At 60.6% G+C, this 23,931-nt stretch carries 22 protein-coding genes; 16 read left to right on the forward strand and 6 right to left on the reverse strand.

Annotated features, from left to right (window positions below; genetic code table 11):
- Positions 1-252 precede the first annotated feature (252 nt).
- Positions 253-4,104: an autotransporter assembly complex protein TamB gene (gene tamB, locus OKC40_RS13360; protein WP_270795535.1), complete on the reverse strand. Its 3,852-nt coding sequence runs from the start codon at positions 4,102-4,104 to the stop codon at positions 253-255.
- Positions 4,105-4,165: 61 nt separating this feature from the next.
- The gene (gene tamA / locus OKC40_RS13365) at positions 4,166-5,941 is read right to left on the reverse strand and encodes an autotransporter assembly complex protein TamA (RefSeq protein ID WP_064338317.1); all 1,776 of its coding nucleotides are present in this window, start codon (positions 5,939-5,941) and stop codon (positions 4,166-4,168) included.
- Between the two features lie 514 nt (positions 5,942-6,455).
- Between tamA and OKC40_RS13370 the strand changes: the two genes are divergently transcribed.
- The 3 genes from OKC40_RS13370 (at position 6,456) to OKC40_RS13380 (ending at position 8,097) form a co-directional block, all read left to right on the forward strand.
- Positions 6,456-6,830 carry a hypothetical protein gene (locus OKC40_RS13370; protein ID WP_033136756.1) on the forward strand — a complete coding sequence of 125 codons (375 nt, stop codon included), beginning with the start codon at positions 6,456-6,458 and terminating at the stop codon, positions 6,828-6,830.
- Between the two features lie 133 nt (positions 6,831-6,963).
- Positions 6,964-7,242: a peptidylprolyl isomerase gene (locus OKC40_RS13375; RefSeq protein WP_042657102.1), complete on the forward strand. Its 279-nt coding sequence runs from the start codon at positions 6,964-6,966 to the stop codon at positions 7,240-7,242.
- A 180-nt stretch (positions 7,243-7,422) separates the two neighbouring features.
- Positions 7,423-8,097: a DUF1499 domain-containing protein gene (locus tag OKC40_RS13380; protein WP_270795537.1), complete on the forward strand. Its 675-nt coding sequence runs from the start codon at positions 7,423-7,425 to the stop codon at positions 8,095-8,097.
- Between the two features lie 39 nt (positions 8,098-8,136).
- Here OKC40_RS13380 and OKC40_RS13385 read toward each other — a convergent pair whose 3' ends face one another.
- On the reverse strand, positions 8,137-9,342 hold the full coding sequence (locus tag OKC40_RS13385) for an RNA-guided endonuclease InsQ/TnpB family protein (protein WP_149153227.1): 1,206 nt from the start codon (positions 9,340-9,342) through the stop codon (positions 8,137-8,139).
- A 21-nt stretch (positions 9,343-9,363) separates the two neighbouring features.
- On the opposite strand from OKC40_RS13385, the gene tnpA reads away from it, so the two are divergent.
- The 8 genes from tnpA (at position 9,364) to mltB (ending at position 18,082) form a co-directional block, all read left to right on the forward strand.
- Positions 9,364-9,780, forward strand: coding sequence for an IS200/IS605 family transposase (tnpA, locus tag OKC40_RS13390; RefSeq protein WP_064338318.1), 417 nt, complete (start codon positions 9,364-9,366; stop codon positions 9,778-9,780).
- A gap of 99 nt (positions 9,781-9,879) precedes the next feature.
- Positions 9,880-10,461: a carboxymuconolactone decarboxylase family protein gene (locus tag OKC40_RS13395; RefSeq protein ID WP_021231092.1), complete on the forward strand. Its 582-nt coding sequence runs from the start codon at positions 9,880-9,882 to the stop codon at positions 10,459-10,461.
- Positions 10,461-12,614, forward strand: coding sequence for an FAD-dependent oxidoreductase (locus tag OKC40_RS13400; RefSeq protein ID WP_064338319.1), 2,154 nt, complete (start codon positions 10,461-10,463; stop codon positions 12,612-12,614). Before OKC40_RS13395 ends, OKC40_RS13400 begins: the two co-directional genes overlap by 1 nt.
- Before the next feature lie 17 nt (positions 12,615-12,631).
- The gene (locus OKC40_RS13405) at positions 12,632-13,855 is read left to right on the forward strand and encodes an ABC transporter substrate-binding protein (RefSeq protein ID WP_232099215.1); all 1,224 of its coding nucleotides are present in this window, start codon (positions 12,632-12,634) and stop codon (positions 13,853-13,855) included.
- A gap of 74 nt (positions 13,856-13,929) precedes the next feature.
- On the forward strand, positions 13,930-15,564 hold the full coding sequence (locus OKC40_RS13410) for an ABC transporter permease (RefSeq protein ID WP_270795538.1): 1,635 nt from the start codon (positions 13,930-13,932) through the stop codon (positions 15,562-15,564).
- A gap of 23 nt (positions 15,565-15,587) precedes the next feature.
- Complete coding sequence (locus tag OKC40_RS13415; RefSeq protein WP_270795552.1) at positions 15,588-16,238, forward strand: ATP-binding cassette domain-containing protein; 651 nt, start codon at positions 15,588-15,590, stop codon at positions 16,236-16,238.
- Between the two features lie 14 nt (positions 16,239-16,252).
- The gene (locus tag OKC40_RS13420) at positions 16,253-16,867 is read left to right on the forward strand and encodes a CDP-alcohol phosphatidyltransferase family protein (protein WP_058053689.1); all 615 of its coding nucleotides are present in this window, start codon (positions 16,253-16,255) and stop codon (positions 16,865-16,867) included.
- 132 nt (positions 16,868-16,999) lie between these two features.
- The gene (gene mltB / locus OKC40_RS13425) at positions 17,000-18,082 is read left to right on the forward strand and encodes a lytic murein transglycosylase B (RefSeq protein ID WP_182939292.1); all 1,083 of its coding nucleotides are present in this window, start codon (positions 17,000-17,002) and stop codon (positions 18,080-18,082) included.
- Between the two features lie 102 nt (positions 18,083-18,184).
- Here mltB and pgm read toward each other — a convergent pair whose 3' ends face one another.
- Both pgm and seqA read right to left on the reverse strand, forming a co-directional pair.
- Complete coding sequence (gene pgm, locus OKC40_RS13430; RefSeq protein WP_182939291.1) at positions 18,185-19,834, reverse strand: phosphoglucomutase (alpha-D-glucose-1,6-bisphosphate-dependent); 1,650 nt, start codon at positions 19,832-19,834, stop codon at positions 18,185-18,187.
- Positions 19,835-19,892: 58 nt separating this feature from the next.
- Positions 19,893-20,402 (reverse strand): replication initiation negative regulator SeqA, encoded by a 510-nt coding sequence (seqA, locus tag OKC40_RS13435; protein ID WP_182939290.1) that lies wholly within the window; start codon positions 20,400-20,402, stop codon positions 19,893-19,895.
- Positions 20,403-20,676: 274 nt separating this feature from the next.
- Here seqA and OKC40_RS13440 point away from each other — a divergent pair, with 274 nt between their 5' ends.
- The 4 genes from OKC40_RS13440 to fldA are packed head-to-tail and all read left to right on the forward strand — an operon-like array spanning position 20,677 to position 22,617.
- The gene (locus OKC40_RS13440) at positions 20,677-21,459 is read left to right on the forward strand and encodes an alpha/beta fold hydrolase (protein WP_232093621.1); all 783 of its coding nucleotides are present in this window, start codon (positions 20,677-20,679) and stop codon (positions 21,457-21,459) included.
- Positions 21,460-21,514: 55 nt separating this feature from the next.
- Positions 21,515-21,736: a DUF2788 domain-containing protein gene (locus OKC40_RS13445; RefSeq protein WP_033138903.1), complete on the forward strand. Its 222-nt coding sequence runs from the start codon at positions 21,515-21,517 to the stop codon at positions 21,734-21,736.
- A gap of 20 nt (positions 21,737-21,756) precedes the next feature.
- Positions 21,757-22,053: a LexA regulated protein gene (ybfE, locus tag OKC40_RS13450; protein ID WP_005334297.1), complete on the forward strand. Its 297-nt coding sequence runs from the start codon at positions 21,757-21,759 to the stop codon at positions 22,051-22,053.
- 39 nt (positions 22,054-22,092) lie between these two features.
- A complete protein-coding gene (gene fldA, locus OKC40_RS13455; RefSeq protein ID WP_005334298.1) occupies positions 22,093-22,617 on the forward strand; it encodes a flavodoxin FldA in 525 nt (174 codons plus the stop codon).
- A gap of 90 nt (positions 22,618-22,707) precedes the next feature.
- On the opposite strand, the gene OKC40_RS13460 is transcribed toward fldA, so the two are convergent.
- Entirely contained in the window at positions 22,708-23,181 is a 474-nt protein-coding gene (locus tag OKC40_RS13460) for a DUF4442 domain-containing protein (protein WP_005334300.1), read from the reverse strand.
- A 242-nt stretch (positions 23,182-23,423) separates the two neighbouring features.
- Here OKC40_RS13460 and fur point away from each other — a divergent pair, with 242 nt between their 5' ends.
- Complete coding sequence (fur, locus tag OKC40_RS13465) at positions 23,424-23,852, forward strand: ferric iron uptake transcriptional regulator (RefSeq protein ID WP_005334301.1); 429 nt, start codon at positions 23,424-23,426, stop codon at positions 23,850-23,852.
- The last annotated feature ends 79 nt before the right edge of the window (positions 23,853-23,931 follow it).

The following is a 23,931-nucleotide window of genomic DNA, read 5'->3' on the forward strand; positions in this document are numbered from 1 at the left end:
CCCGAGCGGCCAAAGGGATCAGACTGTAAATCTGACGGCTCTGCCTTCGAAGGTTCGAATCCTTCTCCCTCCACCATCATTCAGAAAACCCGGCCTAGCGCCGGGTTTTCGCATTTATAGCCCGCCGCAATCTATTTTCCCTCTGCACTCCAGTCTCTTATCGCCGTTTACCTGCTGCCGATCGCGCAATAAAAAACGGGAGGCCTGCGCCTCCCGTTTACGTTCATATCAGCCTTGTTAGGGGGCAAAGCGTTACAGGGTGAAGCGATAGAAGACATCGACCGCTTGGGCCACCCCGCTCATCGCCTGCAGATAGAGCCGTGGCAATACCTCGTAGCGCAGCTTGAATTCGGCGATGGGGCTGAACACCCCGACCCCGTACTGGAACTGCAAGCCCGGCAGTAGATAGGCCGACAGAGTCACCTGGGTGTTGTCGCCACTGCCCGCAGTATCGAGGGAGACATCGCTCATCCCGAGCGACTCGCCGATGCTCGACACCACGCCGTTGGCCTGACTCACCGCACCGGCCACCAGCAGGCCGTTGAAACCGCCATCCTCACCACCGGTCTGCAACCCTTTGCCGCGCAGCAGATAGGAGAGCTGTTCCGACTGCGCCATCTGCGGCTCGGAGTAGACAGTGATCTCCGGCTTGCTGGCTGGGCCGGTCACCCGCACCCCGACCGTCACCTGACCCTCGATGGTATCGGGATCCCGGTTGGCCTCGATGTTGAGGAACGGCCGATCCAGCGGACCAGAGAAGAGGATCCGACCCTCCTTGATGATGAGGTTCTGACCGTAAGCCTTGAAGCGGCCGTTGGTCAGCACCAGCCGGCCATTGCCTGCCAGCGGCTTCTCGGGATCCTGACGGATATTGAGACCGCCGGAGACATCAGTCTTCAACCCCATGGCATCGAGCTTCACATCGTTGCCAAGGCGGATCGCCACCTTCATCGCCAGCGGCAGGCTGGCCTGCTTGGGAGCAGGGGGCAGATCGTCATAGACCACGGTCACATCGTCGGAGACCGCCACCGCCGAATCCGGCAGGCTCTTGACCAGAATGCGTGCCCAGGGAATATCCACCTGACCGGTAATGCGGGTCTCCTCCCCCAGCGACACTGCGATATCGGGCGAGACTCTGACCCGGCCCATGCCCGGATATTGCGCCTCCAGATCCTTGCCCTGAATGGTGAGGCTGCCGCTGACCGGCATCTTGGCCCAGCTGAGCCAGCCGCCCAACGCCAGCGGCCCCTTGCCCACCAGCATGGAGCCATCGAGCTCGGCGCGGTTGCCCTCGATCTTGAGGCGGGTCACCAGCTTGGTCAGGGTCACCATGTCGGAGTGGGTCTGCACTTCACCGTCACGCAGGTTGAGCTGACCAAACAGCAGGGGCGCCGCCAGCGTGCCGTCGAAACGGGCATCGGCGGAGATGATCCCTTGCAGGGAGCGCACCTCCGGGATCAGTGGCGCGAAGGTATTGAGCTTGAGATCGTCAAACTTGAGCTGACCACCGAGCAGACCGCGACCGGCAGGCTCCTTGATCAGCAGGTCGGTATCGATATTGCCGATCTGCTTGGAGGCAAAATCGAGGCGAATGGCCGCCTGCTGCCGCTCGAAATCCAGGGCTAGTGCCAGCTGCTGATAATTAGTCTTGAGGCCATCTGCCACAAAAGTGCCCGGCGTAGTGCGCACCACTGCATGCAAGGTCGGCTGATTGCCACGCCAGCTGGCGCGGCCGTCGGCCGAGAGCATCGCCTGCCAGCGGAAGTTGTCCGGCAACCAGGGGCGCAGCCGCTTGAGATCAAACTCGCTCAGGGCAAACTCCAGGGTGCCTTGGGCAGCGGAGACCTGACTCCCCTTGACGCAGAGGCTGGCTCCCTTGGAGCCGAGACAGAGATCCCCCATCGCCAGCCGCTGACGCGGCAGATCGAGATCCAGCGCCCAGGGGGAGCTCAAGTCCCAACGGCGCAGCGGGGTTTTCAACTGCAACTCGGAGAGCGCCCCGCGCCAGTGATCCCCGCGCACGCCGCCACCTAGTTTGAGGTTGGCGGCAACAGGGTCACCCTTCATGGTCAGGGTCAACAGATGCTGACTGATATCGCCGCTGAGGTTCAGGGCCAGCTGGCTGAGCTTGGTATCCCCCTGTTTCAGCTGCGCCACCAACAGCGAGAGCTCACCGGCCGGTTTGGCACCGATCGCCGCATTGCCCTTGAGACTAATGCCCTTCAGGTCGGTGCCAGCATAGTAGAGCCGCTCGGAGGCCAGATCCGCATCGATTTTTGGCGTCTGCTGATTGCCACTGACCTTCACCTGTCCCTTGATATCCCCTTTCAGGCCGGGATAGATGCCCCCCAGCTGGGGAGCCTGCAGGTTGGCATCGAGCCTCCACTGGACGCTACTGATACTGCCCTTGGCCTGCAACTGGTTGGGGCCACTTTGCAGCGAGAGCGCCGGGATCTGCCACTCCATCTTGTCGTTGCCGCTAAGCGCCCCCTTGAGGGCCAGCGGGTACTGATTGAGTTTGCCATCCACCTTGAGCTTGGGCAGTTTCAGCTCCCAGTGGCCCGATTCGTTCATCACGAAACGGCTCTCCAGCTCACCGGCCAGCGTCCCTTTCAGCTCAGGCACCAGCTCGGCTGGATTGATCCCCTTGAACAGGGTGGTTCCCTGCCACTCGATCCCCTTGTTCCAGGCCAGCTTGCCATCGAGCTTCAGCCCCCCTTTGAGGGCGTTGAGCTGCAAGGCGATCTTGCTGAGCCGCTCCAGATCCCCCTTCCCGTCAAGCGCAAGCTTGAAGGGGGGCACATCGGTCCCCTTGCCGGAAGTATTGAGAGCAAACTGGTAGCCGGAGAGCTTGCCCTTGGCAGTCAGGCTCCCCTTGTCCAGCCGATAGCTCGGCTCATCTTTGGCAGGCTTGTGAAGAGGCCAACCGAGGCCCTTCCAGTCGAGGGCCAAATCAAAAGGGAGATCCGGGTCGAGCGCGGCCAGCGAGCCCTTGAGATTGGCGGCAACCGGCCCCTTGGCCGACAACGCCAACCCCAGCTTGCCAACCGAACCGGTCAGCGCCAGCGTGGCCTGTTCCCCTTGCAGCTCGCCATCCAGCAGCCCTTTACGGGCCTTGGCATCCAGCGTCACCGCCAGCGGGTAGTCATCACTGAGCTGGATGTGGCCCTTGAGCGCCAGATCGGCCATGGCGTGGCGCAGCGAAAGCTCGCGCACCTCGATGCGATCATCGGCGGCGGTGGCCGATAGCAGCAGCTTGTCGAGCCCTTCGATCAGCTCGCCCTGCTTATATTGCACCCGGGTCGCATTGACCCCTTCCAGCTGAATGGGGAAAGGAAGGTGAATGGCGGGCAGGACAATGGGGGCAGCCTTTGCAAGTTTTGCAACTGGCGCCCCTTTGCCCTGTTTGGCTGCCTTGGCACTGGCCTTGTCGGTGCGAGCAACCGCAGCCCCGGCTTGCTGCTCGTTAGCGAGCTTATCGTTAGCGAGCTTATCGTTAACGGTCTTGGCGTTAGCTGTGGCTGACTGCTTGGTGGAGTTGGCCCCTGCATTGGCAGGCGCCGCGTCATCCAGCGTCACCTTCAGGTTATTGAGCACCGGGCCGCGCACAATCAGCCCCTTGCGATTGAGGGTGGCGCCGATATCGAGGGACCCCAGAGTCACGGCCACGCCGGGCACCGCCAGATCGAGATCCGCGACCTTGAGGCTGTCAACTTGGATCTTGAGCGGCAACGGGTGCCAGACAAAGGGTTCGGAAGGCTCTTCCGGTGTCGGCTCGGAGTCGGTTACCTTGACCACCGGATGGGTCACCGCCAGGGATTTTATCCAGAGCTTGCCCTGCAATAACTTGCCAAGATCCCAGTCGAGCACGGCGCGATCGACCGTGACATCCACCAGCTCATCCTGCCAGCCCGCCCCTTCCAGGGTCCAGCCGTAGCCAAGCTGACCGGCCACCAGCTCCCCCTTGAGGGAGGGCAGCGCCCCCTTGGCCTGTTGCCACAACCACTTGTTGCCCTGATGGGTAAAGCCCAGCAGGCTGACGCCGATCAGCAGCAGGAACACCAGCCCCATCAGCCAGAGAAAAATGCGTTTTAGCCAGATCACAATGCAGCCCCCCGCGCAAGATACAGCCGCAGCGGCCAAAGAAAAAAGCGTTTAGACAACATCATAATTCAGGCCCCAATGCGAAATGCAGCCGCAAGGGCTTATCCTCCTCCGATACCCCGACCGCCAGATCCAGCCTGACCTGACCGATGGGAGTCACCCAGCGCACACCGACGCCAGTACCTATTTTCCAGGGTTCGCTGTAATCGGTGGTGGAGGTGCCGCCATCAACAAACATGGCACCCAGCCACTTCTCGCTGAAGCGGTAGTTGTATTCCAGACTCGCCACGCTGGTGTAGCGGCCACCGGTCAGCTTGCCATCCGACCCGGTGGGGGAGATGGTCTCATAACCAAAGCCACGCACCGTCTGATCACCACCGGTAAAGAACCGTAACGACGGCGGCACCAGCGAGAAGCTGTCACCTATGATGGCCCCCTGCTCGGCCCGCATCAGGAATCTGTGGTTATCCCCGAGGGTACGCAGCCACTTGCTGCGCCCCCACACCCGCATAAAGCTGATGTCGGAGCCCCATCTGGGGTCGGAGAACTCCAGCGTCAACTGCTGGCGATCGCCCCAGTCCGGCACCAATCCGCCGCGTACCCGCAGCCGGGACCAGGAGACCCCCGGGATCAGCAGCAAGCTGTTCCCCTCGTCGGCGCCCTGGGTATAGATCTCGTTCTCCAGCCGGATAAAAACGTCCCGATCCCAGCTCTCCGGTCGCCGCGTCCAGCGGTGCACACCGATAGCCGTCAGATCGGAGCGGGTATCGTTGTTGTCCTTGTACTGGTAACCGGCCTGTACCGAGTAGTAGTCTCGCAGCGGGTTGCCCACCGGGATCTGGTAGTCGAAACTGAGTTCAGACTCCGGCGCCGACACCTTGGCGGTGGCAAAGAGGCGGTGGCCGTAGTGGTTGACCCAGGGCTTCTCCCAGGTGGCACTCAATCTTGGCCCCACGTCGGTGGCGTAACCGATACCGGTCTCGATTTCGTGATCGACCCGGTTATCCAGTGTCACCGCGATGGGCACCCGATAGTTGCTCGCCTCGCTCAATACCGGCTTGATATCGACCTGACGGAACAGCTTGGTGGAGGAGACATCCTGCGACATCTCGGCCAGCCGGATGGCGAGATAGGGGTCACCGCTCTTGATGTTGATAAGCGGGCGGATCAGGTGGAGCGCTTCGGGAGTGGCATCGTAGCGGATCTCGCCGAAACGGTAGCGATGGCCCGATTCGAACAGGATGAAGATCTCCGCCGTCCCCTTGTCCTGGAACACCTTGACCTGACTCCTGCTCAGCTTGGCATCAAAGTAACCGCGGGCCAGCCCGAGGCTGCCAAGATCCGCCTTGATCGATTCATATTTGGCGTGGTTGAGAGGCTCCCCCTCTTTCAGCGGTAACTTGTCCAGCAGGGCGCTGTAGAGCTCGTCGCTGCCCGCATCCCCCTCCAGCAGAATATCGAGGCGAGAGACGATGACCGGCTCCCCTTTGTCCACCTCGATCACCACTTTGGACGGGCTCTTCTTGTCGCGACTCAGGGTGATTTTCGGCTGGTAGTAGCCATAAACTTGCAGCGCTTTTTGCACGCTCTCGGTGATCCTGGCGCGGGCCGGGCGGTATTGCCGCTCCTGATAGACCGGCAGGGCATTGAGGTAGGCTTCAACGTTATCCTTGTTCTCCCCTTTCAACCCCTTGACCTGATAGGTGAGCTTGGCGGCAAACGCGGGCGAAGCCAGCAGCGACAGCAACAGGCCCACCCCCAGTACCAACAGGCCGCGGCGAAACGCAGAGCCAGACAGCGAACGCCCTGCCAGCAGGGATGAAATGCATCCTGTCAAAGGTCAATATTCCTGAATCTGTGGTGAAGGAAACCAGCGCCCTTTCGGGCCAACCCCGAAAGCGGCGCAGCACGCCATGCAGTGCATGGCCGTGACACAATAATGCGCGCCAGAAAAATGGCGAACCTTATCCTAACATAGGCATCGGCCAGCGACAGCGCGGTGCCATTGGCAAATTCGCCATATCTTTTAAGAGGTTGACCACAAATCACACATTTTGGTGACAATGACGACGCCCGCTTTCCCGATGAGGGCGAGCTGACCTGCCCTGAACATGCTTCACCCCGTCGTCAGGCACCATTTGTCACCTCTCCCCCTCTCTTTACCACCAGAAACCCACCACGACAGAGTTTGTCGGCATCGCCCCACCCTCACGGTTTAGCAGGCCCGGCACACGCCAAAGCCCGCCGTAGCGGGTGATTAAGAATTGCTCGTTCAGCGCAATCGAATTATCCCGCTGCCTTTGCAGACGTCACTCCCTCACACTTGAACCATCAACTGAAGGAGACACATCATGCATGCACGTAGCGAACAGATGGCTGACTATATTGCCGATCGTCTCGAGTTCATCACCTTCCTCGCCTGTTGCAGCGCCCTGCTGGCCCTGCTGACCGGCATGAGTGGCCAACAGGCACTGGCCTTTACCGCCCTGAATCTGCCGTTTGGCCTCGGTATTCTGCTGGCGATGGCGATGCTGGCCCCGCTGCCCGCCCACTGGCGGCTGCCAGGCATCACCTTGCTGCTGGCAGGTTGCGCCCTGATGACCCTGCAACTGGGGGGCGAGTGGCTCAATCCGCTGGCCATCTGGAGCCTCTACGCCCTGCTCGGGCTGGAGATCATCTGGCAAGCTCGCCCCCGCGCCGTGCTAGCCACCCGCGCTCGCCAATAATAGGGCTGACCAGCGCCGGTAAACGGCGGGCTGTGATGGCTGACGCCGGTGGCAAATTGGGGTACTCTTGCGCCCCCATTTGCCACCACACTTGGCATTAACAACCTTCGCCATCACGCCCAGGAGCGCCCCGATGAAAAAAGCCTGTGCCCAGCACATTCTGGTCAAGACCGAAAAACAGTGTATGGAGATCAAGGAGAAGATCGAGAAGGGAGCCGACTTCGGCCAGATGGCCAAGCGCTTCTCCACCTGCGCCTCTGCAAAACGTAGCGGCGATCTGGGGGAGTTCAATAAAGGGGATATGGTCAAGCCCTTCGACGATGCCGTATTCAAGGGCGAACTGCTCAAGGTACTGGGGCCGGTGCGCACCAAGTTCGGCTTCCATCTGATCAAAGTGCTCTATCGCAATTAAACCATCGCAACTGACCATTCTCTCGGTGAAGCTCCCATCAAGCGGGCTTCACCGACCTCTGCATCCCCCCTCGCAAAACTGGCTGAAACAACGCCAAACTCGCATCAATTTACTAACGTTATCAGACAATTAAGTTTATCCTTCTCGGCATTGTCCACATTCGACGATGGATCCCGTGCTATGCCCCGCTCTTGCTTGTGGCCCCTGCTGGCCTGGTTACTCCCGCTCGCTGGCGCCCTCGGCAGCCGCTTCCATCTTTGGCCCTGGTGGATAGGTTTTGCGATCTGTCTCATCGGAGCGCTTGTCTCCCTTATCCTGCTGGTGCGCCTGCCCTGGAGCCGCAACCACTACGCCAACGGCTTTGGCGCCTTGCCGCTGTTGCTGCCGCTGCTCTTTGTGGTGCAGGCGCTGCGCATGCCGCTGATCAACGATGTGAGTACCGATCCCTACAATCCCCCCCTGCTGCGCTGGGCGGCGGAGCTTAGAACCGAGCAGGATCTGCCAATTAATAGCGCCCCGCTGAAAGCAGTTGAGGCAAAACCCGGTCCTCTCTTTACCAGGGCCTCCCCTGCCGAAGTGGTGATTGAAGCCAGCGAACTGATGCAGGAGCTGGGCTGGCAGGTACGACCGAGCCCGGATGGTCTGGATGCAGTGGTCACCACCGGCTGGTTCGGCTTTCAGGATGATGTGGCGCTGCGGGTCTTTGCCGGCCCGAAAGAGACTCGCATCGATATGCGATCGGCCTCCCGTCAGGGGCGCAGCGACTTGGGTACCAACCGGGCGCGGATCGAGGATTTTCTGATCCGCCTGAACGAGCGACTCGGTCAGGCCTACAAACCCAATTTGAAACCTTGACATCCTCCCCGCCCTAAAGGACGGGGATTCCTACTGCGGTTAGGCGATTACGCTTAATTCGCTTCGGTGGGTTCCTGCTGCTGGCGGCCTTATTGCACCACTCACTTCACAGGCTAACTGGGCGTGTCCCGCCCTTAACACATTGATCGCGCCGACTAGATCGGCGTTTTCTTTAAAATCACACTCCACACATTCGAACGTAGCTTGTGTTTGACGATTATCAGCCGAGATATGCCCGCAACATGGGCACGTTCGGCTGGTGTTCTTCGGCGGCACCGCTATCAAATGCCCGCCATTCCAAGCCAGCTTGTAGTCGAGCTGACGCCGAAACTCGCCCCAGCCTTGATCTAAAATAGCCTTATTCAGGCCCGACTTGGCTCGCACGTTGCGCCCAGGCGTGTCAGTTGTGCCCGCCGCTGACTTGGACATATTTCGCACCTGCAAATCTTCGACACATACCAGCGCGTGGTTTTTGCTGATGGCGGTCGAGATCTTATGCAAGTAGTCGCGGCGGGCACTGCCGATATGAGTCTGGATGCGCTGAATACGGGCTTTCGCTTTCTTCCAATTGCGGCTGAATATGACTTTGCGGCTCATCGCCTGCTGCGCTTTGCGCAAGGCTTTTTCGTGAGCCTTGAAGCTGTTGAGTGGGTCTTTGTGGCTGCCATCTGACAGGGTGACAAAGCGTTTAATCCCCATATCGAGGCCAACAGCTGTGCCTTGATGAACGGGCACATCAACCTCTCGCTCGGTCTGGATAGCGGCATACCACTTACCGCTTGATTGGCTCACGGTGATGTTCTTGATCACCCCGAGCACATCCCGACTGTTGCGGTAGCGTAGCCAACCCAACTTAGGCAGGAACAGACGGCTATTGGCCTGATCGAGCTTGAAACCTTGCGGATAGCGGAAGCTATCGGATAAACCCTTCTTTTTGAAGCGAGGGAAATCGGCGCGTTTGGCGAAGAAGTTAGTGTAGGCTCGCTCCAGATCTTTTAGCGTTTGCTGCAAGGGTTGGGAGGGCGTTTCGGCAAGCCAAGCGGTTGAGTCTTCCGACTTCCATTGGGTGAGCTGTTTACACAGCTCCGCATAGCCGAGCTTCTTCTCGCCCTGTTCAAAGCGCTCCTGCTGCAACGCCAGCGCCTTGTTGAACACGAAACGGCATGAACCAGCGAAGCGGCGCATTCGCAGCTGTTGCTGGCCGTCTGGCCGAAGTTCATATTTGAAGGCTTGAAGTCGTTGCATGGCTATAATATACTTTGGTCTATGAGCAAAATCAATGACATTAGAACTGGCAGACACTGCGTTTTCTCTATGCATGTTCATTTGGTCTTTGTGACGAAATATCGCAGAAGAGTATTCGACAATGCCGCCATCGACCGCCTTAGAGAGCTGTTCTCCAAGATCTGCGCTGACTTTGAGGCAGAGCTAAAAGAGATGGATGGAGAGGTTGATCATGTTCACCTGCTGGTGAATTACCCGCCAAAAGTGGCAGTATCGGCGCTGGTGAACAGCCTAAAAGGGGCATCCAGTCGGGTGCTGCGAAAAGAGCGGCCAGACATCGCCGCCAAGTTCTACTACAAGGGCATGTTGTGGTCGCCATCTTACTTTGCATCGAGTTGTGGCGGCGCTCCGATAGAGATCATCCGGCAGTACATCGAGCAACAGCAAACACCTCATTAACCATGGAACGGCTACGCCATTCACACCTTATATCCCCGCCATGAATGACGGGGCTTTACGGTGCTTTTGGGTAAGTGTGAAACAACAAGAAGGTAACTGATGCGCGTTGAGGTCAAACCCGACCGGGAATATGCCTGGTTTATCCGCCCCTTTTTCTGGCTGCAAAAGCGCAACTATGGTCAGGTGCTTATTCCGGGCAAATGCTGGGGCCGCTCGCCGCGCCTGTTTGCCGCCGTCGCTACCCTCTACGGGGTCATCAACCGCAAGCGATCCCCCATCGACCCCGTGCTGCGCTCGCTGGTGACGGTGCGGGTCTCCCAGCTCAACTGGTGTCGTTTTTGCGTCGACATAAATGCCATGACCCTGGTAAAGAGAGCCGGCTCCAGCGAGAAGGTGGAGGCGCTGGCCAACTGGCGCGAAAGCCCGCTGTTCGATGAACGGGAGAAAGCAGTGCTCGACTACACCGAAGCGATGACCGGGCTGGATGGGGTTAGCGATGAACAGGCGGCCCGCCTCAAGCCCTGGTTCGACGACGACGCCATGGTTGAGCTGACCGGCCTTATCGCCTTCCAGAACATGTCGGCCAAGTTCAACGCCGCCCTCGATATCGCGCCGCAGGGCTTCTGCCAACTACCGGTGCAACCGGAACGCCCCGCCCAGCCAGACAGCAAGGACGCCTGATGAACCGGACCCGCCTGCTGCTTGCGCTGGTGATGGGGGGCCTCATCGGCACCTTTTTTACCCTCGATCTTGGCCGTTACCTCACTCTGGGCGCCTTGCAGGCCCAGCAGGCGGCACTGGCGCAATGGGTCGACAGCCACTTTGTCTCGGCCAGCCTGCTGTTCGTGCTTATCTATGTGCTGAGCACAGCCCTCTCCCTGCCCGGTGCCAGCCTGCTCACCCTGGGTGGCAGCGCGGTGTTCGGCGTCGCCTGGGGGCTGCTGCTGGTCTCCTTTGCCAGCTCCATCGGCGCGACCCTGGCCTTTCTCAGCGCCCGCTTTCTGCTGCGCGACTGGGTCACGGCCCGCTTTGGTGACAAGCTGACCACCTTTCACTCCGGCATGGCGAAGGAGGGTGCCTTCTATCTGCTCAGCCTGCGCCTCATCCCCGTATTCCCCTTCTTTCTGGTCAATCTGCTGATGGGGCTCACCCCCATCAGAGTCAGCACCTACTACTGGGTGAGCCAGCTTGGCATGCTGCCCGGCACCTTCGTCTATGTGCTGGCGGGCAGCGAGCTTGGCCAGTTAACCAGCACCGGCAATATCCTCTCTCCCGGCCTGATGATGGCGCTGACCCTGCTGGGGCTGATGCCCTGGCTGGTCAAGAAATTGACCGCACACCTCGCCCAGCGGCGCCTGCTCGCCACCTACCGCAAACCCGCTCGCTATGACTACAACCTGCTGGTGATAGGTGCCGGGGCCGGTGGACTGGTCACCAGCTATATCGCCGCAGCGGTGAAGGCCAAGGTGGCGCTCATCGAGAAACACAAGATGGGGGGCGATTGCCTCAACAGCGGCTGCGTCCCCTCCAAGGCATTGATCCGCTGCGCCCGCTTTGCCGCAGAGCAGCGCAAGGCCGACGAGCTGGGCTTTAGCCCAAGCCACTCCCGCGCCGATTTTGCCGCTGTGATGGAGCGGGTGGCTGAGGTTATCAAGGCGGTCGAGCCCCACGATTCCATCAAGCGCTATCAGGGGCTTGGGGTGGAGTGCATCGAAGGGGAGGCGCGGCTGGTCTCCCCCTGGGAGGTGGAAGTGAATGGCCAGCGCCTTGCCAGCCGCCATATCGTTATTGCCACCGGCGCCCGGCCGCTGGTGCCCAAGCTGCCGGGGCTGGATCAGGTGCCTTACCTCACCTCGGATAGCCTCTGGCAACTGCGCACCCCGCCGCGCCGCCTGCTGGTGCTGGGCGGCGGCCCCATCGGCTGCGAGCTGGCCCAAAGCTTCGCCCAGCTCGGCATTCCCGTGACCTTGGTGGAGCTCTCGGAGCAGCTGCTGCCCCGCGAAGATAGGGAAGTGGCCGACGCGCTGGCCGGGCAGATGAGCCGCGATGGCGTGCGGCTACTCACCGGCTGGCGCGCCGAGCGAGCCGACTACCTGCCCGCAGCCGAGGGGGATCTGCCCATCCGGCTGCAACTGCGCCGGGGCGATGAGACGCAGGTGATTGAAGGGGATCAACTGCTGCTGGCACTGGGTCGGGTCGCCAATGTGAGCGGCTTCGGGCTCGAAGCGTTGGGAGTCGAGCTTGCCCCCCGCGGCACCATAGCGGTCGATGGCTTTCTTGCCACCAACTTCCCCAGCATACTGGCAGTGGGAGACGTAGCGGGCCCTTACCAGTTCACCCACTTCGCCGCCCATCAGGCCTGGTATGCGGCGGTCAATGCCCTATTTGGCCAGTTCAAGCGCTTTCGGGCCGACTATCGGGTCATTCCGGCGGCCACCTACACCACTCCGGAGATTGCCCGGGTCGGCCTCAATCGCAAGGAGGCAGAGGCGCAGGGGATTCCCTTCGAGGCGACCCGCTTCGAGCTGGCCGAGCTGGATCGCGCCATTGCCGATGGTGAGCGCCACGGTTTTGTCGAGGTGCTGACCGTGCCGGGCAAGGATACTATCCTTGGCGCCACCATAGTGGGCACTCACGCCGGTGAGCGGATTGCCGAGTTCGTGCTCGCCATGCGTCACCGCCTCGGCCTTGGCAAGATCCTCGGCACCATTCACGCCTATCCCACCCTGATGGAGGGAAACAAATACGTGGCAGGTGAATGGAAACGGGCCCACCAGCCCACCCGGGTGCTGGCGTTGCTGGCCCGTTATCACCGCTGGCGCCGTGGCGCCTGACAATCAGGGAAACGTTTATGCTCAAGCCATTCTCACTGCTCGGCTCACACCTCAGATCACGCCAGAACTCTCGGCTTAAACAGCGGCTCAACGCCCTGCTGTGCGCCCTGCCACTGCTGGCCAGTGGCCCGCTGTTGGCGGCCAATCCAGACGACGGCTGGCAACAGACCCTTGAGGAGGCGAAAGGGCAGACCGTCTACTTCAACGCCTGGGGCGGCAGCCCGGAGATCAACGCCTATCTGGTGTGGGCCGGGCAGGAGCTGGCGCGCGACTATCAGGTCAAGCTGGTGCAGGTGAAGGTAGATGACATCGCCCAGAGCGTCAGCCAGCTGCTGGCCAACAAGCAGGCGGGTAAGCAAGCTGGCGGCCCCATCGATCTGCTGTGGGTCAACGGTGAGAACTTCAAGGCGCTCAAGGAGCAGGGGCTGCTTGGCGCGCCCTTTACCACTGAGCTGCCCAACATGGCGCTGGTAGACAGCAGCCTGCCGGTGAGTGAGGACTTCACCCTGCCGGTGGAAGGGCTGGAAGCCCCCTGGGGCATCGGCCAGCTCAATCTGATGGTCGACACCGAAGAGGTCGCCAGCCCGCCCACCTCGGCTGCTGCCCTGCTTGCGTGGGCCAAGGCCCATCCCGGCCGTTTCACCTATCCCAAGCCGCCCCAGTTCCATGGCTCCAGCTTTCTCAAGCAGATCTTGCTGGAGTTGACGCCAAACCCCGCCCCCCTCTATCGGGAAGCGACCGAGAGCGACTTTACCAAGCTCACCGCCCCGCTCTGGGCCTGGCTCGATGAGCTGCATCCGGCACTCTGGCGCAAGGGCAAGCTGTTCCCCACCAGCGCCGCCGAAACCCGCCAACTGCTCGATGATGGCGAACTGGCCATGGCCATCAGCTTCAACCCGCAGGAGGCGCAAAGCGCCGCCCAGATTGGCGCCCTGCCCCCCAGTGTGGAGGCGGTTGCCATGGAGAAAGGGGCGCTCACCAACAGCCATTTTCTCGCTATCCCCTTCAACGCCAGTGCCCGCGCCGGGGCCAAGGTGGTGGCCAACTTCCTGCTGAGCCCGGCAGCGCAGGCGCGCAAGGCCAATCCGGCATTCTGGGGTGATCCCAGCGTGCTGCGGGCCGATGCCCAGCCTGACTCCACAAAGGGGCAACCGGCATTGCGCTTCAAATCAGTGTCAGAGCCCCATCCCAGCTGGCAGCTCAAACTGGAAGCGGCCTGGGCCGGGCGTTACGGCCACTGATGAGTGCCGCTGGTCACCCGCTTGCCCGCTCCCGACCATGGCGCAGGTTGCTGATCCGCCACCGCGGGATGGGTATGGGCGTTGTTTATCTGGTGATCTTCGTCATTCCCCTGCTGGCGGGGCTATGGCAACTGCTGGCGGAGGGGATGACCGCCTCTCATCTTGCCTTGCTGTTGGCCCAGCCTGGCCTGTGGCACTCCGCTGCGCTGAGCCTGTGGATTGGCGCCGCCTCGACCCTCGGTAGCCTGCTGTTGACCGCCCTGCTGCTGGCCCACAGCGACAGCCGGGCTTTCGGCCTGCTCCGCCGCCTGCTCTCGCCGATGCTGGCCATGCCCCACGTCGCCTTTGGCATCGGTTTTACCTTTCTGCTCGCCCCCTCCGGCTGGCTGCTGCGGCTCGTCTCGCCAGCCCTTACCGGATTTGAACTGCCCCCCGATTGGCAGACTATTCGCGACCCTCTAGGACTCGGGCTGATTACACTGCTCGTGTTCAAAGAGACCCCCTTTCTGCTGCTGATGGCGATGGCCGCGCAGCAACCCATCCCGCTGGCGCGCCAGCAGTGGCTGGGGGCGAGCCTCGGCTTCAGCCCCCCCCAGATCTGGTGGCGCCTGCTGCTGCCAGCGCTCTGGCCCGCCCTGCGCCTGCCCATCTATGCGGTGGCAGCCTATGGTGTGGCGGTGGTGGATCTCGCCCAGCTGCTCGGGCCCGATGCCCCCGCCCCGCTGGCGGTGCGGTTGTGGCTCTGGTATCAGGACCCGGATCTGCTCTGGCGCGGTGCCACCGCCAGCGGCGCCCTGCTGCTGCTCGCCATCACGGCGCTGCTGATCGCCCTGCTCAGATTACTGGAGTGGTTTCATCAAGAAGTGGGCAAAGGCTGCTGGCTCGATGGCAAACGGGCGATGCCTCACTCCTTTGCCAACCGGCTCGCAGCATGCTTTTCATTCACCCTGATCACCCTCAATCTGGCGGTGCTGGCGGCCCTGCTGCTCTGGTCGCTGGCGCGCCGCTGGCCCTTTCCCGCCCTCTTGCCCAGTCAGTGGAGCGGTCACTACTGGCTGGATCTGCTGCCAACCCTGCTGCCGCTGCTGGCAACCAGTGCGCTGTTGGCACTGGCGAGTGGCTTGCTGGCGCTGGTGATGGCGGTGTGTAGACTGGAGGTGCAAGCCGGGCGCCGCCGCTGGCCACTTTGGCTTGTCTGCCTGCCGCTGTTGCTGCCGCAGGCCAGCCTGCTGTTTGGCATCCGGCTCGGGCTGGACTGGCTTGCACATGACTCGATAAGCAGCGCCATTGGCTGGAGCTGGGTGCTCTGGAGCCAGCTGCTGTTTGTCTTTCCCTATGTCTATTTGTGCCTGCACGGCCCCTATCGTCAGTTCGATCCGCGGATCACCCAAAGCGCCCTGCTGCTGGGAGCAACACCGTGGCGAGCCTGGTGGCAGGTCAAAGCACCGCTACTGGCCCGCCCTCTGCTATTTGCCTTCGGTGTCGGGGCGGCGGTAAGCCTGGCCCAGTATCTGCCGACCCTGCTGTTTGGCGCAGGCAGAGTGGTCACCATCACCACCGAAGCGGTGGCCATCGGCAGTGGCCTCAACCGGCGGCTGGCGGGGCTCTACGGCCTGCTGCAACTGCTGCTGCCGCTCGTTATCTATCTGCTGGCGCTCTGGCTGCCGGCGCGGATCAATCCGGCGCTCAAGGGGGGCGGCTCACGATGAACTCTCATGATGGAAATAGCCATGTGCTGAGCACCACGCCTCTTCGGCTCTATCTGGAGGAAAGCCTGTTGCTCTCGCTGCCCGCCCTGCAGGTGGCACCCGGCGAGGTGTTGACCCTGATGGGGCCCAGCGGCTGTGGTAAAAGCTCCCTGCTGGCGGGGCTCGCCGGGGTACTGCCGAGCGCGCTGACGGGGAGCGGCCCAATCCGGCTGGAGGGGGAGGTAAGGCTCGGCGAGCGGCCACTCAACACCTTGCCTGCGCAAGCGCGGCGCATCGGCATGCTGTTTCAGGATGACTTGCTGTTTGACCATCTGACGGTGGCGGAGAACCTGATGTTCGGCATGCCGGCGACCATCAAGGGAAAACGCGCGCGGCGGGAAAAGGCACTGGCCGCATTGGCACGGATCGCGCTGGCGGATCAGGCTGACAAGCTGCCGCAACTGCTATCGGGGGGTCAGCGGGCGCGGGTCAGCCTGCTGCGGGCGCTGTTAGCGGAACCCGACGCCCTGCTGCTGGACGAGCCCTTCTCCCGCCTCGACAAGCCGCTGCGGGCCGCCTTTCGCCAGCTGGTGTTCGCGCAGATCAAAGCGCTGGCCATTCCCGCCATTCTGGTAACCCACGACGAAGACGACGCGCCGGGCACCATACTCAATCTCACCGAATCCTGTTTTTGACCGAGGAGTTCACCTTGTTTGACCGCCACCTGATCCCCGTGATCCGCAGCCCCCTCACCCAGCTTGCCAAACCGCTCTGCCGTGCCGGGGTCAGTGCCAATCAGGTGAGCCTCACCGGTTTTGCCATCGGCATGCTGGCGCTGCCGCTGCTGGCCTTTGGCTGCTATCAATGGGCGCTTGCGGCGATCCTGCTCAACCGCTTGCTGGACGGGCTCGATGGTGCCGTGGCGCGGGAAACTGGCATCACCGACTGCGGCGGCTTTCTCGACATCACGCTGGATTTCATCTTCTACGCTGCCGTGGTGCTGGGCTTTGCCCTCGCCGCCCCCGCCAATGCACTGCCCGCCGCCACCCTGCTGTTTGCCTTTATGGGCACAGGGTCGAGCTTTTTGGCCTTTGCCATCATGGCAGGCAAGCGGGGGATCGACAATCCGGTCTACCACCACAAGTCCCTCTACTATCTGGGCGGCCTCACCGAGGGGAGCGAGACCATCGTCCTTTTTGTGCTGATGTGTCTGTGGCCCGCCGCCTTCGCCCCACTCGCCTACGGTTTTGCTCTGCTCTGCGCCATCACCACCCTGACCCGACTCTGGAGCGGATACCACACCCTGCGTCACCCCCCGAGCTAAACAGCGCAGCACTCACCGGAGGGCTAATCCATCGCACGATGAATTGGTGGCCAACGAGGCGCACGGAACACTTGCACGCGGATGACAATGTTTTACCATGACGACACTTTTGTTAGTCTCTTTGAGAACCCTATGCGTCGCCTTGCCTCTCTTCTGACTCTGTCGTTATTCCCCCTGCTCGGTGGCTGCAGCAGCGCCCCGGCCCCCAAGCCCGTGGTCAAGCCCCAGCCCAACAGCGCCTTTATCAATCAGACTCCATCGAACAAACCTGTTTATACACAAGGGGTTAGCAAGGGGGATTTCGCCAATCGCCCCAACGTGGACCGGTTCGTCCAGAAGATGGTCGAGAAGCACGGTTTTGACAGTGCCCAGTTGCATCAGGTGCTGGCTCAGGCAGAGCGTTACGACTGGATCATCCGCCTGATGGATGCCCAGGCACCGACCACCGCCAAGCCCACCGGTCCGACCGGCGCCTGGAACCGCTATCGCGCCAAGTTCATCACCCCCGACAACGTGCAAAACGGCGTCAACTTCTGGCGTGAATACGCAAGCGAGCTGAACCGGGCGGAGCAGATCTACGGGGTGCCGCCGGAGATCATCGTCGGCATTATCGGGGTCGAGACCCGCTGGGGCCGGGTGATGGGCAAGACCCGCATTCTGGATGCGCTGGCCACCCTGGCGTTTGATTATCCGCGCCGCGCCGAGTTCTTCACCAGCGAATTGGAAGCCTTCCTGGTGATGACCCGCGATGAAGGGATGGATCCTGCAGAGCCCAAGGGCTCCTACGCCGGGGCCATGGGCTATGGCCAGTTCATGCCCTCCAGCTTCCAGCGCTATGCGGTGGACTTTGACGGCAACGGCCACACCAATTTGTGGGATCCGGTGGATGCCATCGGCAGCGTCGCCAACTACTTCAAGGCCCACGGCTGGGAGAAAGGCCAACCGGTGGCGGTGCGCGGTCAGGGTCAGCTGCCCGGCTATGAGCATGGCTTCCAGACCCGCTACCCGGTCGCCACCCTGCGCCGCGCAGGGCTCACCCCCACCAGCAGCCTGGGCAATCACAGCGAATCGAGCCTGCTGCGCCTCGATGTGGGCACCGGCTACCAATACTGGTACGGCCTGCCCAACTTCTACACCATCACCCGCTACAACCACAGCACCCACTACGCCATGGCAGTGTGGCAGCTGGGGCTGGCGGTGAAGGCGGCGCGCTGACAACTCGCTGGCATAAAACAGACAATGAAAAAGGAGCCATTATGGCTCCTTTTTTATATCCAACGTTCAACCCCATCAGGGGCTCAAGGATGGCTACCTGATTTAGACGCCTGCCTTGGCCAACGCAGCAGAGACAATTTGCTGGGCCTCTTGCTGGATCAGATCCAGGTGTACTTCGCCCTTGAAGCTCTCCATGTAGATCTTGTAGATGGACTCGGTGCCGGAGGGGCGCGCCGCGAACCAGCCGTTCTCGGTCACCACCTTGAGGCCGCCGATGGCGGCATCGTTGCCCGGCGCCTTGGTCAGCTTGGCGATGATGGGCTCACCGGCCAGGGTTGAGGCTTCGACCAGTGCCGGATCCAGCTTGGAGAGCACCGCTTTCTGGGCACTGTTGGCCGGGGCGTCGATACGACGGTAGCTGGAGCGACCAAACTTGGCTTCCAGTGCATCGTAATGAGCCTGCGGATCCTTGCCGGTGACCGCCAGAATTTCCGCCGCCAGCAGCGCCAGAATGAAGCCATCCTTGTCGGTGGTCCAGACGGTGCCATCTTTGCGCAGGAAGGAGGCGCCAGCGCTCTCCTCGCCACCAAAGCCGAACTCGCCGCTGTAGAGGCCATCCACGAACCACTTGAAGCCGACCGGCACCTCTTTCAGGGTACGGCCAATCTCGCCGGCAACCCGGTCGATCATGGAAGAGGAGACCAGCGTCTTGCCGACAGCCGCATCGGCAGCCCAGCCGGTGCGATGGGTAAACAGATACTGGATTGCTACCGCCAGATAGTGGTTCGGGTTCATCAGGCCAGACTTGGTGACGATGCCGTGACGGTCGTAGTCAGGGTCGTTGCCAAGGGCGATGTCGAACTTGTCTTTGAGGGCAATCAGGCTCGCCATGGCGAACGGGCTGGAGCAGTCCATCCGGATCTTGCCGTCTTTATCCAGGGTCATGAAGGAGAAGGTCGGGTCGACCTTGTAGTTCACCACCTCGATGTTCAGGCCATAGGTCTTGGCGATGACGTCCCAGTAGGCGACGCCGGAGCCACCCAGCGGATCGACACCAATCTTGATGCCCGCCTGCTTGATGGCATCCATGTCCAGCACGTTCTTCAGGTCATCCACGTAAGGGGTGACATAGTCGTGCTCCACCACGAACGGGCTCTTGAGCGCTTCGGCGAACGGCATCCGTTTCACGCCAGCCAGACCCGCTTCCAGAATGGCGTTGGCACGGTCTTCCACCCACTTGGTGATCTCCCCTTCGGCGGGACCGCCGTGGGGCGGGTTGTACTTGAAGCCACCATCTTCCGGCGGGTTGTGAGACGGGGTGATCACCACACCGTCTGCCAGCGCGGCAGGCTTGCTGGCGTTGTAGCGCAGGATGGCGTGAGAGATGACCGGGGTCGGGGTAAAGCCCATACCGGCTTGAATGCGAGTTTCAACGCCGTTGGCCGCCAGCACTTCGACTGCGCTGGCAAAGGCGGATTCGGACAGGGCATGGGTATCCATGCCGACAAACAGCGGGCCAGTGATACCGGCCTGCTGGCGATACTCCACCAGCGCCTGGGTCACCGCCAGAATATGGGATTCGGTAAAGGCGTTGTGCAAGGCACTGCCACGGTGGCCGGAGGTACCAAAGGCAACCCGCTGCTCGGGGCGGCTCATGTCCGGCTTGTTGAGGTAGTAGGCACTGACCAGACGGGGGATGTTGGTCAGGTCGCTTAAACGGGCCGGCTGACCGGCGTGGGAATGCTGAGCCATGGCGTTTTCCTTGCGTAATGGCGGCCTTGGCGGGCAAGGCCTGAGTCTTGATAAACCGTTAAATGGCGCCACACACCTGCGCGATCACCTCTTCGCCATAGCCCATGCTGGCCATCAGCTGGGCCACCATATTCTGCTTGCGGCTGGTGTTGGTGTTGGTGATCACCCAGAACGGGGTCTCCGGTACCGGCTTGGGCTTGGTGGTGCTACCACTGGCGCGCAGAGCCTCGGGATCCCGTGAGAAATAGACGCGCTTGCGCCCCTTGATTTCGGTGGCCTGGGTAAACCCGACCGGGTCGTCCCGGTAGAGGGTACTGAGCACCTGCATGAAGCGGTTGATGGACTTCTCTTCTTTTTGCAGCTCACCGGAGTCGAGCAGGGCTTGCAGCCCTTGCCGGGTGGCTACCGCACTGGGCTGCACCACGGCAACGGGCTCGGCAACCGGCACACGTTGGTGAGCAGGCTGTTCCAGCAGACGGCGCAGGATATCGGAGGCACTCTCACCAATGTGCCGGGTCTGGCTGGCGATATAGAAGTAGAGATCGTCATCAAGCTCGATGGTTTTCATAGGGATGCGCTGGACTCGTCGAAATTCGGATGCGGCGATTATACATAGGCAAACCCGACAGCCCAAGCAAGGGGCTGGCAGATGTACATGAATCTCATCGAGAATACGGCATAATAGCGGGCCAAGTGTGTGATCAGCCGCACTGATAGCCGATCCGGACGGGATTTTTTAGAAAAAAAACCACATTTATTTCCCATCCGTTGGACGAAATCCTTTTCTTTCCAGTGCGTTAAATAAAACAGCGATACGTACTCACGACCGACAAGGTGTCATTTTGCAACAAAACAGCATATTGAACTTCAAGGAGCAGGGTCAGGGCCCGGCGGTCATTCTGATCCACGGCCTGTTTGGCAGCCTCGACAACCTCGGCCTGCTGGCCCGTGCCCTCTGCGAGCAGTATCGGGTCATCAGCGTCGATCTGCGCAACCACGGTGGCTCCTTTCATAGCAGCGAGATGAGCTATCCGGCGCAAGCTGCCGATATCCTGACCCTGATGGATCGGCTGGAGATTGCCGACGCTACTCTGATTGGCCACTCGATGGGGGGCAAGGTGGCGATGCAGGTCGCCAAGCTGGCGCCAGCACGTGTAAGCCGTCTAGTCGTCGCCGATATGGCGCCGGTCGCCTATCCCCACTCCCGCCACCAGAATGTGTTCGCCGGACTCAATGCCACCCTGCGCACGCCGCCGCAAAGCCGCAGCGAGGCGGAAGCCATGCTGGCGCAGCACATCGAGATCGCCGGGGTGCGCCAGTTCCTGCTCAAATCCTTCGCCAGAGGCGAGCAGGGCTGGGGTTGGCGCTTCAATGTGCCGGCACTTAAGCAAAACTACGCCAACATCATGGGCTGGCCAGAGGATGATCGCCGCTTCGAGGGGCCGGTGCTCTTTATCAAGGGGGGGGATTCTGACTATATGCAGCCGCAATACAGCGAGGCGGCGCTGGCCCAATTCCCGGCGGCAAAGGTGCGTGTCATCGCCGACACCGGCCACTGGCTGCATGCGGAAAAACCGGCTCTGTTCAACAAATTGGTTGTGGATTTCCTGTCGACAGGCGGTTAACAGTTTCAAATCCTTTGTGATATAGTGCGCCCGTCATAAGGAGTGTGCGCAATCCATGCTAAGTGAACATATCGACCTGATCGAAAGTTTGGGCCTGAAATTATTTTTTCTGGCGATTTTCATCTTGATTGGTCTTGCCATTCATGACGTGCTCAAACGCGGCAATGTGCCCCGTTTTGGCCGTTTTATCGTCTGGTTGGTACTGTTTCTGGGTTGTGCGGGTTTTGTCGCCAAGGGGCTGATCGAACTGGGCTGGGAAGGCTCAGGACTCGGCTAACTTATTTTCATCTGTGATGTATGGCCAAACAGCAAACTGATCGAACAACACTGGATCTGTTCGCAAATGAGAAGCGCCCCGGCAGGCCAAAGACCAATCCACTCCCCCGCGAGACCCAGCTCAAGATCAACAAGCGTAACCAGCTTAAGCGCGATCGGGAAAATGGGCTGAAGCGGGTAGAGTTAAAGGTGGAGGCCGAGTTGCTGGAGCGCCTGAACCAACTTGCGTTACAACAGAACATCAGCCGAGCCGAGCTGATCCAATCTATTCTGAAACAACAGATTGAGTCCGCCTTTGCGGTGGACATTGCAGTCTGAGCGTTGAGCATTAACACCAAATACGGGTAACTAAACACTATGGCAAGTGTAGGTCTGTTTTTTGGCAGCGATACCGGTAACACCGAAGCTGTCGCCAAGATGATCCAGAAAGAGCTGGGCAAAAACCTGATTGAAGTCCGCGACATCGCCAAGAGCAGCAAGGCCGACATCGAGAGCTTTGACCTGCTGATGTTCGGCATCCCGACTTGGTACTATGGCGAAGCCCAGGCCGACTGGGACGACTTCTTCCCTGATCTGGGCGAAATCGACTTCACCAACAAGCTGGTCGCCATCTTCGGTTGCGGTGATCAGGAAGACTACTCCGAGTACTTCCTCGACGCCATGGGCACCCTGCGTGACATCGTCGAAGCCAAAGGCGCCATCATCATCGGCCACTGGCCGACTGCCGGCTACGAGTTTGAAGCCTCCAAGGCGCTGGTCGATGACAAGCACTTTGTCGGTCTGGGTATCGATGAAGATCGCCAGCCGGAGCTGACCGCCGAGCGCGTCAAGGGCTGGTGCAAACAGCTGCACGAAGAGATGTGCCTGGGCGAGCTGGAGTAATCCGCCTACCCTCATACCTCTGACAACAAGGGCCCCGACGGGGCCCTTGTTGTATCTGCTTGTTGCGATGCCTGCCTTTATTCTCCCCTGTTATTCACCCCTGTGCTCCGGTTTGGCCCGCACATAGAGGGTGCGCTTGACCTGCGCCACCAGCTCGCCGCTCTTGTCCTGCACCGTGACCTCGAATTCGGGGAAGTGCTTGTTGCCACCTTCAGTCGCCGCCACGATTTCGGCCAGCTTGCCCTCGGTCAGGTTGAACTCGGCCACCAGCTTGCCCTTGCCCGGCTTGATGTAGTTGATGCTGCCCGCCTTGTCCCAGACGTAGTAGCGATTCTTGAAGTAGCCCATCAGCATCAGCGGATAGATGGGGTCCGTCATGGCAAACATGCTGCCGCCAAACTGGGTGCGGTTGGCGTTCTTGTTCCACCAGCGGGATTTCAGGGTCACCCGACAGTAGCGAAAGTCATCGCTCAGGGTCTCTATCTTGATACCGGCGCCCCAGAAGGGGGGCCAGGCGTTGAGTGCGCGGCGCACCCAGGCCGCATTGTCAAAAAGCCAATCCATGGATCTCATCCGACCAGAAATATGAAAGTTACATCTTATCAACATCTGCCATACCGGCAAGTCGGACGACACGATTGATTATTTCAATCCAATCGGCCATTTAGGACTAAACCCCTTGAATTGCTGGGTTTATTTTTAGGGAGGCTACGACCTATAATGACAGGCCAAGCGAGTTCAAGGTTGCCATTCCTGCGGCAGTCCATCAGAATAACCCCACCTTCGAGAATGCGAATAAGTAGAATATGGCAGACAACAACCAAGCGTTAAAAAAGGCCGGGCTCAAGATCACCTTGCCCCGGGTCAAAATCCTGGAAATCCTGCAACAGCCGGATTGCCAGCACACCAGCGCCGAAGATCTCTATAAACGACTGATCGACCTGGGTGAAGAGATTGGTCTCGCTACCGTCTATCGCGTTCTCAACCAGTTTGATGATGCCGGTATCGTTACCCGTCACCACTTCGAAGGTGGCAAGTCGGTATTCGAGCTGGCGACTCAGGAGCACCACGACCACCTGGTTTGCCTTGACTGCGGCAAGGTGATCGAGTTCTCCGACGAAGTGATCGAACAGCGTCAGCGCGAGATCGCCAAGAAATTCAATATCCGTCTCACCAACCACAGCCTCTACCTCTACGGTCACTGTGCAACAGGTGAGTGCAAGCACGACGAATAAGTCGCCCGCGACTTGCAGATAACGGACAATAAAAAAGCCAGCATCAGCTGGCTTTTTTATTGTCCGGCGCAGGCCGTGG

The organism is Aeromonas sp. QDB11 (genome assembly GCF_027705265.1).
Lineage (GTDB): Bacteria > Pseudomonadota > Gammaproteobacteria > Enterobacterales > Aeromonadaceae > Aeromonas > Aeromonas allosaccharophila.